This window comes from Clostridium saccharoperbutylacetonicum N1-4(HMT) (assembly GCF_000340885.1).
GTDB classification, from domain to species: domain Bacteria; phylum Bacillota; class Clostridia; order Clostridiales; family Clostridiaceae; genus Clostridium; species Clostridium saccharoperbutylacetonicum.
Genome location: NC_020291.1, coordinates 4,735,643 through 4,748,191 on the forward strand (window position 1 = coordinate 4,735,643; position 12,549 = coordinate 4,748,191).

Sequence of the window (12,549 nt, forward strand, 5' to 3'; positions counted from 1 at the left end):
TTTCGTAATAATTCTGCAATTATTATGAGATACTTTTTTAATGTAACTCATTTTTGAATAATTAGTGTATATTAACTCGACACATCAATTAACAAAACTCTTACTGATCTGTTAATTGAAATCTCCAATTTCTTTTGTTTACTTCATATACCCACCTTTCATCGGAGATACTGCATGTTCTGAGAATATCTTCAAAATACCAGATTCATATTTCTGCTTCCTAGGCTTCCAATTCTTCTTACGTTGTTCAAAAATTTTATCTATTTCTTCTTTACTACACTCTTTTCCATCAACTCCAATAACCTGCAAAACTCTATTAGGAATATTGATTTCAATCAAATCATCTTCTTCTATCAATGCAATCGGTCCGCCTACAGCAGCTTCCGGTGAGACATGTCCAATTGCTGGTCCTTTAGAAGCTCCAGAAAATCTTCCATCTGTTATGAGTGCAATGCTTGCCCCTAATTCTTCATCGGAGGAAATAGCCTCTGTTGTATAAAACATTTCAGGCATTCCACTTCCTTTTGGACCTTCGTATCTAATTATAACTGCATCCCCTGGGCGAATGACTTTCTTTAATACAGCTTCGATTGCTTCTTCTTCACTGTCAAAAGGCTTTGCCTTTAATATTGCTGTATGCATTTCTTTTGGAACTGCAGTATGTTTTACCACTGCACCTTCAGGTGCAATATTTCCCTTTAATATAGAAATTGATCCATTTGTACCAATAGGATTATCAAATGGACGTATAACATCTTCTTTCTTTAAACCTACTTTTTCTAAATAAGAATTACACTTTTCATAAAATCCATTAGTTTTTAATTCCTCTAAATTTTCACCTAAAGTCTTACCTGTTACAGTCATAACATCTAAATGAAGTAAAGGTTTTAACTCTTCCATTATTGCAGGCACTCCACCAGCATAATAGAAATATTGTGCTGGCCATTTTCCAGCTGGACGTATATCTAGCAAGTAATGAGCATTTTTGTGTATTGAATCAAAAGTTTTCTCATCAATATATAATCCAAATTCATGAGCTATAGCTGGTAAATGTAATAGTGAATTGCTAGATCCCGATATAGCAGCATGAACTAATATTGCATTTTCAAAAGACTTAATTGTTACGATATCCTTTGGATAAAGATTCATTTTTGCTAGTTTTACAGCTTGTATTCCAGCTTTCAACGCAACCTCTTCTAAATCTTCACAAGTTGCTGGCATTAAAGCACTTCCTGGAAGCATCAATCCAAGCGCCTCTGCCATAACTTGCATTGTAGCTGCGGTTCCCATGAATGAGCATGCACCACAAGAAGGACATGCATTTTCCTTATAATATGTTAATTTTTCTTCTGTTATTTCCCCTCGCTGACACATAGCACTATAAGCACCTATTTGTTCTAAAGTTAGTAAGTCAGGTCCTGCTTCCATAACACCGCCTGTAACTATTATAGCTGGGATATTCAACCTCCCAATTGACATAAGGTGTGATGGAACAGCCTTATCACAACTTGAAATAAATACTCCTGCATCAAATGGTGTTGCATTTGCATGAATTTCTATTAAAGAAGCAATTGTATCTCTCGATGCTAAAGAATAATTTATCCCATCATGGCCTTGTGCCATACCATCACAAATATCTGTTGCAAAATATCTCGCTGCTTTTCCTCCTGATTGGTTAACTCCATCTGCTGCCTTGTCAACAAATTTTAAAAGATGTGCACTTCCCGGATGACTATCCCCAAATGTACTTTCTATAATAATTTGTGGTTTTGCTAAATCTTCAGTTGTCCATCCCATTCCTCTGCGAAGGGGGTCCATTTCTGGAGCAATTTTTCTTATTTCCTGACTAATCATAACATGTCTCTCCTTTTTACTTTTATATCATCAAAATACATCCGATGTATCCATCATAACACATCAGATGTATTTTTCAATATATTCTCTAAAATCTTTTTATTTTTATATTTTTCATCATTTTTTCTTGATATTCATCTGATGTATTTGCAAGTTCGAAAAAAAATATATCCGCTTACTTTATGAAGCAGATATATCTCGCTCTTTACATAATTAATCATTCATTCTCTTCTTTATAACACCTTTTATATTCCTACGATTATATACTAAATGTAAAAACATTGCATCACGAGCCCCATTAGAATCATGTTCTGTAATTGCATTTAAGACTTCTCTATGTGTTTCTATTGTCTCTTTACGCAATTCTTGGCTTGTAATATCAATAAATATTGCAATAGAACTATTTATAATCGGAATCAAATTCTCCATAACTAAATTTTTGCTACTTTTAGCTATAGCTGTATGAAATTCTATATCCTTTTCAGTATATGGCTCTTCCTTTAAAATTAAAGCCTCTATTTCATTACATAAAATAGTCATTTGCTGAATTTCTTCCTCTGTTGCTTCCACTGCTGCTATTGCTGCTATTCCTGGTTCAATCATAAATCTAACTTCTAACAAGTCAAGAGCTAACTTGAATTTATCTTTTACAAACGTCAATCCTAATGGATCATCTACAATTCCGCATTTTTGAGATACAAAAGTTCCAGCACCTCTTCTAATCTCCAATATGTTTCTTGAAACTAACGCTTTTATTGCTTCTCTGACTGTACTTCTTCCTACATTAAGCATATCAGCTAGTTCATATTCGTTAGGTAATTTATCACCAATACTCCAATTATTCTCTATAATTAACTGAATAATCCTATCTGACATCTGCTCACCCAAAGATTTTGAAGAATTATTTATATTATTAAACTTATTAGTCGCCGACATATTTCCTCCTAAAAAATTATCTCATTTTTCTAAAATCACTTAATTTTATTATACTACTACATCAACTATATATTTTACACTAACCTGTGATTATAACCCTCTTATTTTTTTCACAAAAAGCAAAGGAATCATAAGAAGAATTATAATCCCACCACAAGCTGCAAACCCTACTCTTGCATTAAAATGTTCAGCAAACAACCCAGCATAAAGATTACCAAAAGGTGTTGATCCTGCAAATACTAAAGTATATACACTCATTACTCTGCCTCGATATTCATTTTTCGAGTTAAGCTGCAGAGTTGAATTAGCACTAGAAGTGAAACATATAAAAAAGAAACCTGTTAAAGCTAAAAAAATTCCTGTTAATAAATATATATTAGTATAACCAGTAGCAATTAATAGCATAGCTACTATTAATGGTACAAAATAAATTATAAACTTTTTAGGACCCGACTTACTTAAAGCAGCTACACACATAGCGCCCAAAAATGATCCAAATCCCATAAAGGACATTAATAGACCAAAACCAGCTTCTCCTTGATTTAAAATCTCCTTTGCAAAAACAGGAACAAGTACATTAAAATTTGGTACAAAGGTACCTACTATGGCTAAAATTAATATTGTATGTAACAAAACCTTTTTTCTATAAATATATTTTAATCCATCTTTAATTTCCGCTAAAATTCTAGTTTCCTTATTCTCTCCTCTTTTTACTACATTTATTTTTATAAAAAACAAACCAACTACAACTGCTGCAAAGCTAATTGAATTTGCAAAAAAGCAAACTGCTATTCCAGCATATCCCATTACTATTCCAGCAATAGCTGGTCCTACAATTCTTGCTAGATTAAATACCATTGAATTTAAAGCAATAGCATTCATTAAATCTTCTTTACCTACAAGTTCTATAATTATAGATTGACGCGAAGGCATATCAATTGTATTAACTATTCCAAGCATTGTAGCCATAATCAAAATATGCCAATATTGAATTTTCCCTGTCCATACCAAAATTGCTAGTACTAATGTAATAACAAGAGATGCAGTTTGAGTAAACAACAAAATTTTCTTTTTTGAAAATTTATCAATTATAACTCCTGCAAATAGTGAAAAAATTAGCATTGGCGTAAATTGTACTATTCCAATTAAACTTAGTAAAAAAGGTGAATTAGTTAAGGTATATGCCAACCATGGCTGGGCTATATTTTGCATCCAAGTACCTATTAATGACACACACATACCTATCCAATAATATCTAAAATTCTTATGTTTCAATGCTGTAAATGGATTATTAAATCTATTTTTAAAGTCATTAGTTATATTCATCTATATTCTCTCTTTCTTCTGGATATAAATACATAAATTAAAACATTAGCAATCAATTTTTACTTTTATGCCTAATTTCTACATATATAGATTATACACTATTTTTAATAATAAATGAAAATGAGATGCCTAAGAATTTTTTTATCATTCTAAGGCATCTCATCATAACTCAACTATTTTAACTATTTTTTTTAGCAAGATAAGGCATAATTAAGCCTAAACCAAGCAATACAAATGGTGTTATTATATTTAGTGATAATTGGAATGTATCAGTTGAATACATTCCGCCAAGACATGCAAAAGCAGTGAAAGCAAAACACCATGCTCCAAATATCATTCCTATTGTTCTATTTTTAATAAAATGATATTCTGATTTAAATTTGTCTCCTGCCTTTTTAAGTGCAACATATGCAATAAATACCCATAAATAACGAAGAGGCATACATACTGCATTTAACTTAACTAACCATTTAACTAGTGCGTCAACATCTTTAATACCAATAGCTGGTACAATTATTAATATTGAAACTATAACTAAAATAAGTTTATGACCATTAATATATGCTCCATACTTATTCTTCTTAAACATCTTTTCTGGAATGAAATTTCTATCACCACTATCAAGTAACATACGTAAAGGCGCATCTACTGATATAATTAATACAGCAAATTGTCCAATCATATTTGTAACAGCATAAATAACTACAAATAAATTTCCAAGATGATAATATTCTCCCAGCTTTTGGAATGCATAATATGCTCCATTTGTCATTAAGTCCTTGGGAACATTGTTTGAATCAAACATCATACCTAGTGAAATAGTACCTAAAATAGCACATACAGCAACCATAATTGCAAGTGCAATCATCCCTTTTGAAAACCCTTTTTCAGGATCTTCCATTTGGTTAACATAAGGTGATATCTTTTCACAACCACCAACTGCAAAAACTAAAATAGATAAGCTTGTAAAAAACTTCAAATCAAATGTTGGCATAAAAGTATTTATTGACCAATCAATAGAATTTAAATGCGCATCTGTAATTGCAGGTGCCGCTATCATTAAAACAATAAATAAAATTGACATTACAAACATAGATGTTCCTGCAAGTGCAGCCAATTTTTTTAATGGATTTAATCCCTTTGATGCAATATATAGACCAATTATAAATATTACTAAACATGCTAGTTGCATTAATTTAGGATCCATACTACTAATTCTCTTATCTTGGAATATAGCCCAGCTTGTTGCAATCATAAAACCTGATGGCTTTTGTGAAATATAAGGCATATGTACTACCCAGTATGTCCATCCTGCGTAATAAGCAATTTTAGGTCCTATTGTTTCATTAATCCACGAACTAACTCCGCCTCCATATTCTTTAAATGCAGATCCTAATTCTCCTACCATCAAAGCATATGGTACAAAATAAATAACAAAAATTAAAATCCAAGAAACTATCGATTTAAGACCATTATACTCTGAAAATCCATTGATAACGTTTCCAAATCCCCACACTGTTGAAAACGCCATAAACGCTAAGGTATACCATAGAATCTTTTTATCATTTCTTTCTGACATTTTTTCTTTTCTCCCATCTTTAAATATTTAATATTTATATTAAAATAATATAATATATAATTGTATTTGTATACATGTTCGACAAAACTAGACTTCAATTTGTTATTAATATAACAATTCAGAACTCCTACCATTTATTATTTGAATTTTATTCAGATTAAAATGAAAATAATAGTATCATACTGTAAAATATCAATAAAACATTTTCATTTTCGCTATTTGTAACTATAAAAATAAAAACATAGGTCACGCAGAAAATCCATCCACATGACCTATGTTTTATTTATGATTTTTATACTGTTCCATTTGTTGATTTTACTGTTTTATTAGCTTTAGCTGCTTCCCTAGCTTCTTTTAGCTTTGCTCTTGCATCTTTGTTATTAAGCCCTGTAACATCAACTCCAAGCTTTGCTGCTCTTGCTTCTATTATTTTAGTAGCTAATTGTTCATTTGTAAGTCCAGTAGTGTCAATTCCTAATTTTGTTGCTTCTGCAGTAAGCTTTTGAGTGTTTTCTTCTTTTTTTGTACCACGAACTTCTTTTATTTTTGCTTTTATTTGATCACTTGTTAATCCTGTAGTATCTATTCCCAACTTTGTTGCTTCTGCTTGTCTTATTTTATCTCTTGCTTGATCATTTGTTAGACCTGTTATGTCTACTCCCAATTTTGTTGCTTCTTGAGCAAGTCTTTCAGCAGCTTTAGCTTCACGCGCCTGCTTCATTTTAGCTAATGCATCTTCCTTAGATAAACCAGTTATATCAACTCCTAATTTAGCTGCCTCCGCTTGCATTACTTTATCTCTTGCTTGTTCATTAGTTAAACCTGTTATATCCACGCCTAACTTTGCCGCTATTTTAGAAAGTCGCGCTGCTGCATTAGCTTCACGTACTTCCTTAATTTTTGCATTTATTTGATCCTTTGTTAGGCCGGTAATATCTATGCCTAATTTAGCAGCTTCTGCTTGTCTTATTTTATCTCTTGCTTGTTCATTAGTTAAACCTGTTATATCCACGCCTAACTTTTCTGCCCTTTGTGTAAGCCTTTGAAGAATTTCCTCTTGTGTTAATTGTTTTGTTTGTGTTTGCACTGTAGTAGTTGTTTGAGTTGCTGCAACAGAATCATCTGCAAATGCAGGCACCATACTTGTCATCCCAATTATAGCTGCAATTGCAATTCCTAAAATTTTATTCTTTTTCATATTAATCCTCTCCTTAACCTACTTATTTTCCAATAAAAAAATGTATTTGTAATTCAGTAATAACTGTTTACAAATACATAATAAAATCCTTTTGTGAAATTTATGTGAAATATAATTGTATTAACTTGGTATTTCTATAGAAAATTTTACACCACCATCAATATTTTCTACGCTAGCTGCACCCTCATGAAGTTCAGCTATTAATTTAACTATAGATAATCCAATCCCATGCCCCCCATATTTTCTTGACCTTGCTTTATCTATTCTATAACAAACATCCCATATCTTATTTATTTCTTCTAAAGGTATATACTCACCAGTGTTAGCAACACTAATCGCAACCCCTTCTTTGCCATTTTCCACATTGATATCAATCACTTTTTTATCACTTACATGATCAATAGCATTTGTTATATAATTATTTAAAGCTTTTTCAAGCATATCCATATCCGCAGATATAATAAAATCATCTATACATTCCAAATTTAAACTAATATTTTTTTCCGCAAATACAGGTGTAAATCTCTCAATTATTCTTGATAACAACGCTTTAATATTAAAGGCTGTAATATTTAATTTAATCATACCACCTTCCATCATAGAATAATTCAGAAGTTCCTTTACTAATTTATCCATCCTATCGCATTCTTCAACTAGAATTGTGCAATATTTAGCCATCTTTTCTTTATCTTCAACCACTCCATATTTTAATCCTTCTGCATATCCTTTAATTATTCCTATTGGAGTTTTAAGTTCATGGGACATATTTCTAATAAGTTCTTGTTTGCTATTTATATCCCGTTTTAACTCGTTAATGCTACAATTTAATTTATCAGAAATTTTGTTTATGCTATTCCCTAATCTACCAATCTCATCTTCCGAATTAGTTTTTATCACTTTATCGAATTGAAGATTTGAAATACTTTCCGCTACATTACTCATTTCTATAATTGGCTTTGTTATCTTATTAGAAAAAACAAGTACGATTACAGCTCCAATGAAAATAATTATTATTCCTGCAATAATAAAAAACTCATTTGCAATTACTACACTTTGGTGGATACTTCGAACAGACTTTGTTAAAATAATAAACTCATCATCATTTATTCTTGAAAAAAACACCAATCGAGTATTTTGATCATTCTCTTTTTCAGCTATATAATATACATACTTCTTTGCATTTTTTTTATCATTAGCTAAAATCTCTTTTTGTACTTGCTTTGATAATCTTTTTTCTTCTTCCGAAGTTTTTTTCCTAACTGAATTGTATTTTATATTAAAGTTCTTATCAGTGATTATCGTATTTATATTTTCTATATTTTGTACCATATCAGCATATTCAAATTCACTACCAGCACTACTGATATATTCATCCTTTATTTTTTCGCTTACCGACACTAATATTCCTTTATTTTTATAAACATAATATGACTCTAAAAATAAAGAATTTAATATTATTCCACCTGCAATCAGAGAAATCATTAACCCTAAGAATATGCAAAAAAGTTTTGTTTTAATAGTCTTCATTCTCTTCCACCTCAAACATATAACCACTGCCTCTTACTGTTTTTATGTAATTTCCTTGGAGCAATAACTTAGCTCTTAAAGTTTTGATATGAGTATCTATAGTTCTGACATCTCCCTCAAAATCATATCCCCATATTTTATCTAATATTTGATCTCTTGATAATACAGTGTTCATATTCTTAATAAAATAAATAAGAAGATTGTATTCTTTTGGATTTAATTTAATATCTACATCATCTATTACAACTTTATGAGTTCCTTGATTTATTTTTATTTTGCCAACATTTAATTCATTTGAAACTTCCCTCTTTATTTTTTTAGCTTGATTATTTAGACGAGCAACAAATACCTCATAGCCAAAAGGCTTTCCAATATATTCATCTGCTCCATTTTTAAGTCCTAAAACTTCATGTTTTTCATCTCCTAAAGCTGTAAGCATAAGTACTGGTGCATCTGAATGTTCTCTTATTTCTTTAAGCACTTCCCATCCATCATAAACAGGCATCATTACATCTAGAATAACTAAATCAATATCATTTCTACTGAAAAAAATATCAATTGCTTCTTGACCATCACACGCTTCCACTGGTGTATATCCTTCTTTTTTTACTATATCACAAACAAGATCTCTAAAAACATTATCATCTTCTGCTATTAGAACTTTAATCCCCATATCTTCACCCTCCAAAAATTCCATTTTAAACAAAAATAAAAGCAAGTTTATGAATTTTCTAAACCTGCTTTTATTTTAACACATCTATTTTTACATCTACTATTAAATTGTCTTATAAATCCATAAATAAATATAAATTAAATAATACCTTATTCATTATATACTACAATTGGAGTTCCAGCCTCTATATTTGCAAATATTGTTTGAGCTAAATTATAAGGACAATTTACACATCCATGGGAACCACTTGCTAAGTATATCTGTTTACCGAATTCTGATCTCCAACTTGCATCGTGAAGTCCAACATTTCCATTAAAAGGCATCCAATAATCCACTGGTGATGAATAATCCTCTCCTTTTAATGTTGCATTTTTTTCTTTATAATTTAAAACATAAGTTCCAATTGGTGTTCCTGTATTATTGCTTACATTTCCTGTAACAACATCTCCGTCTACTACAAGGGAACCATTCTTATAAAACCATACATGTTGTTTAGTTAAATTAACTTCAACATATGTATTTCCAACATCATTACTACCTGTTACTGCTGCTTTTTGAGCATATGCAGGTTCCTTTGTCACATCTTGTCCACCTTTAATTGCTTCAATTAAATCTTTAGTTTCCTGAGATTTATTAACAATCCATCCATAATTACCACCACTAACTTGAACTGTTTTATTTGAAGCTGTCACAAAATCTCTAGTATTACCAAAAGTATTAAAGATACTAGCTATTTTATTTACATATCTCTTTACTTTATCCTCGTTAAATGTAACCTCCATATTTTCATTCACGCTAAGCCAATCATGTATTGTTGAACCATCTAATATCTCAGTTTTTCCATTAGACTTGTATGTAATTTTCAAATTTACATACTTATCCATTATACTTTTAGCATCAGCTACTTCCTGTGACTTTGCGTTATATTTAGGATTTTCATAGGAATTACTTGAAGATAAATCTAAAGATGCTTTTCCATTAACTATTGCATCTGCAACACTATGATGCAATGCTTCTTTATTTATTTTATTTCCAGCAACTTCTTCTACTATTTCATAACTTCCGTTGTTATATTTTAAACTAGCATTTTGAGGATTAGTTGTTTTTTTATTAGTAACACATTTAAGATTATCAATAGCTTTATTAAGCAAATTTTCATCATAAGTTATTACTTTATCAGCTTCTGCATTATCTTTTTTAAATAATGTAGAAGGCCACGCAAAAGAATTCTGTTTATCTTTTAACTCCTTAATCTTCTCATCATCATATTTCAAGCCAATATCAGTACCTTTGATTTGTTCTTTTTCATCTCCCTTCTCTTGTAATTCTAATGTGTATTTTTGCATTTGTGATGATAATTCACCTTCAGCATCTTCAACAGTTTTACCCCCAACATTAACGCCGTTAATTTTAGTTCCAAAATGAAAATGATTCGCGGAATATAAGGACATACCTAAATACGCAGCAGCTAATGTACTTACAGCTATTACAACACTTGGTAGAACTCTGCTACGACTACTATTTCTTTTTCTTCTCATGATGCTTACTCCCTTCCTCTGATATTATACTAAAAAATTCAATTTAATAATATATGTTTTTTCTCCAAAAAAAGCCCGCCTAAAATAAAAATCCCCCTTCAAATTTCTTCTTTCTTCTCATATCATACTTTTACAATATTCTGCTATAGAGTTTGCAGCATTCATAGCAGATAATATAGATCCTTGTATCCATCCATGCGTCAAAGAAACGTGTTCTCCAGCGAAATAAACTCTATTCTCATATTCTGGTTTTTCTATTGCGTAAGAAAAAAGTTGCTGTTGCTCAGGATAAAAGTAACAAAATGCTCCATAAAAACCTTTTTCTTTATTCCAATCAACAGTTTTATAATCAATCACTATGGGATCAAGATATCCTTTTTTGAGCCCATGAACTTTTTCAACTTGCCGCTTTATTTCATAAATTCTATCATTATCATCTAAATTACCTAAGCGTATTGCATCTAAATTAATATTATATGATGCCAATAATACTCCTGCAGATCTATTTAAATTGCTTTTTCTATTTTCTAAAGCACGTTTTTGATTTATATTTCCGGAATGATTTGGATACCATATTGTTTGAATTGGCAAATCCGTACTTGATCCTCCTCCGATTATTCTTTCATTTGCTGAACCTTCTTCCCAAAAGCGCTTCCTACATAGAAATACAGTCTTTTGAGATGATGTATAAAAAACTTCCTTTATTGACTGCATCTTTTCTGTACTAAACATAGGATCAATGTTTACATTCCTAAGACTAGAGAAAGGAATCGAACAAATTACAAAATCAAAATTTTCTTTAAATATTTCTAAGTTTTTTTCATCCCTGTATTCAAGGCATACTTTATTCAATCCATCAAATTTATGTATACCTATTATCGTTTTTCCTCTCTTAAAAGTGACTTTTCCTAAACTATTTTCATCAATATTAACATATTCCTTTGGCTCAGTAGATAATAAGGATTTATACGAAGCTAAAGGTAATTTAATGAAGCCACCTTCAATTTCATATCTATAGGCATAATCTAGTGTATACTCTTCAATTAAATTTTCAGAATAACTATTATAATAAAAACAGCCAAGAAATGGTGCTATTCCCGAAATCAATTCTATTGCACCTTCACTTAACCCCATTTTTTCCATTACTCTCCTTATACCATATCTACCAACATATTTGATTGTCATAGAATATTCTTTTTTTATTTCTAATAACTCTTTTCTTATATTTGGACTAATTTTATATAAATTACTAGTTAAAGCATATTCAATCAATTTTTGCCATGGAGTATTTCTTTCTTTAGGAGTCAACTTAAATTCAGGATAAATATTTTCCATAACACTTTTACCTTGAGCATCATTCCTAGCTCTCTTATTTCGTATATAAATAAATGCATTTTCGTTATTTTGAATAAAAGGTCTTGTTTTTAATTTAAAAAGATTTATATAATGCCACACAGATTCATGAGATATTGGCAACCGCATTGCACCAAGTTCTCCATAATACCTTTTATCTTTATCAAAATAATGCGTATAAATTCTTCCTCCTATACGATTTTTTTCTGTTTCAAAGATAGTAATATTAAAGCCTAGTTTTCTAAGTTCAAATGCTGACGTAAGTCCTGCAATACCTGCACCTATTATTCCAACTTTAATATCTTTACAACTACCTGGATTTAAAATTGATGTAATTTCTTTAGGTGGACCAAGTAATTTAATTATATTATCGAAATCCTCAAGTCTATTTACTTTCTCTAATGTCATTCTTAACATTTTATGTCTCTCTTCATTTGTTGGATTATCTGGCTGTATAAAATTCATATCTTTAGCCAAATAATTTCAACTCCTTACAACATCATTTCTAGTATAAATATATTATTAAAATGTAAGGAAAATACTATTCTTTTATTATTACCTAATC

At 30.4% G+C, this 12,549-nt stretch carries 9 protein-coding genes; all 9 read right to left on the reverse strand.

Annotated features, from left to right (window positions below; translation table 11 throughout):
• Nucleotides 1-138: 138 nt before the first annotated feature.
• The 9 genes from ilvD to CSPA_RS21220 all read right to left on the reverse strand — a co-directional run bounded on the left by ilvD (nucleotide 139) and on the right by CSPA_RS21220 (nucleotide 12,449).
• Nucleotides 139-1,854, reverse strand: coding sequence for a dihydroxy-acid dehydratase (gene ilvD, locus CSPA_RS21180; protein ID WP_015394427.1), 1,716 nt, complete (start codon nucleotides 1,852-1,854; stop codon nucleotides 139-141).
• A 213-nt stretch (nucleotides 1,855-2,067) separates the two neighbouring features.
• Nucleotides 2,068-2,790, reverse strand: coding sequence for a FadR/GntR family transcriptional regulator (locus CSPA_RS21185; RefSeq protein ID WP_015394428.1), 723 nt, complete (start codon nucleotides 2,788-2,790; stop codon nucleotides 2,068-2,070).
• A 90-nt stretch (nucleotides 2,791-2,880) separates the two neighbouring features.
• Nucleotides 2,881-4,116: an MFS transporter gene (locus CSPA_RS21190; protein WP_015394429.1), complete on the reverse strand. Its 1,236-nt coding sequence runs from the start codon at nucleotides 4,114-4,116 to the stop codon at nucleotides 2,881-2,883.
• A 178-nt stretch (nucleotides 4,117-4,294) separates the two neighbouring features.
• The gene (locus CSPA_RS21195) at nucleotides 4,295-5,695 is read right to left on the reverse strand and encodes an APC family permease (protein ID WP_015394430.1); all 1,401 of its coding nucleotides are present in this window, start codon (nucleotides 5,693-5,695) and stop codon (nucleotides 4,295-4,297) included.
• A gap of 292 nt (nucleotides 5,696-5,987) precedes the next feature.
• The gene (locus CSPA_RS21200; protein WP_015394431.1) at nucleotides 5,988-6,893 is read right to left on the reverse strand and encodes a coiled-coil domain-containing protein; all 906 of its coding nucleotides are present in this window, start codon (nucleotides 6,891-6,893) and stop codon (nucleotides 5,988-5,990) included.
• A gap of 120 nt (nucleotides 6,894-7,013) precedes the next feature.
• Nucleotides 7,014-8,420, reverse strand: a complete 1,407-nt coding sequence (locus tag CSPA_RS21205) for a HAMP domain-containing sensor histidine kinase (RefSeq protein WP_015394432.1) — start codon at nucleotides 8,418-8,420, stop codon at nucleotides 7,014-7,016.
• Nucleotides 8,407-9,093, reverse strand: a complete 687-nt coding sequence (locus CSPA_RS21210) for a response regulator transcription factor (protein WP_015394433.1) — start codon at nucleotides 9,091-9,093, stop codon at nucleotides 8,407-8,409. Before CSPA_RS21210 ends, CSPA_RS21205 begins: the two co-directional genes overlap by 14 nt.
• Before the next feature lie 149 nt (nucleotides 9,094-9,242).
• Nucleotides 9,243-10,631, reverse strand: a complete 1,389-nt coding sequence (locus CSPA_RS21215; protein WP_015394434.1) for a L,D-transpeptidase family protein — start codon at nucleotides 10,629-10,631, stop codon at nucleotides 9,243-9,245.
• Nucleotides 10,632-10,748: 117 nt separating this feature from the next.
• Nucleotides 10,749-12,449: a flavin monoamine oxidase family protein gene (locus CSPA_RS21220; protein WP_390624466.1), complete on the reverse strand. Its 1,701-nt coding sequence runs from the start codon at nucleotides 12,447-12,449 to the stop codon at nucleotides 10,749-10,751.
• Nucleotides 12,450-12,549: the final 100 nt, after the last annotated feature.

Bases quoted from the DNA above. Each gene is read 5' to 3' on its own strand.
- CSPA_RS21220 (WP_390624466.1), bottom strand. From the start codon at position 12,449: ATGAATTTTATACAGCCAGATAATCCAACAAATGAAGAGAGACATAAA.
- CSPA_RS21190 (WP_015394429.1), bottom strand. From the start codon at position 4,116: ATGAATATAACTAATGACTTTAAAAATAGATTTAATAATCCATTTACA.
- CSPA_RS21195 (WP_015394430.1), bottom strand. From the start codon at position 5,695: ATGTCAGAAAGAAATGATAAAAAGATTCTATGGTATACCTTAGCGTTT.
- CSPA_RS21210 (WP_015394433.1), bottom strand. From the start codon at position 9,093: ATGGGGATTAAAGTTCTAATAGCAGAAGATGATAATGTTTTTAGAGAT.
- ilvD (WP_015394427.1), bottom strand. From the start codon at position 1,854: ATGATTAGTCAGGAAATAAGAAAAATTGCTCCAGAAATGGACCCCCTT.
- CSPA_RS21205 (WP_015394432.1), bottom strand. From the start codon at position 8,420: ATGAAGACTATTAAAACAAAACTTTTTTGCATATTCTTAGGGTTAATG.
- CSPA_RS21215 (WP_015394434.1), bottom strand. From the start codon at position 10,631: ATGAGAAGAAAAAGAAATAGTAGTCGTAGCAGAGTTCTACCAAGTGTT.
- CSPA_RS21185 (WP_015394428.1), bottom strand. From the start codon at position 2,790: ATGTCGGCGACTAATAAGTTTAATAATATAAATAATTCTTCAAAATCT.
- CSPA_RS21200 (WP_015394431.1), bottom strand. From the start codon at position 6,893: ATGAAAAAGAATAAAATTTTAGGAATTGCAATTGCAGCTATAATTGGG.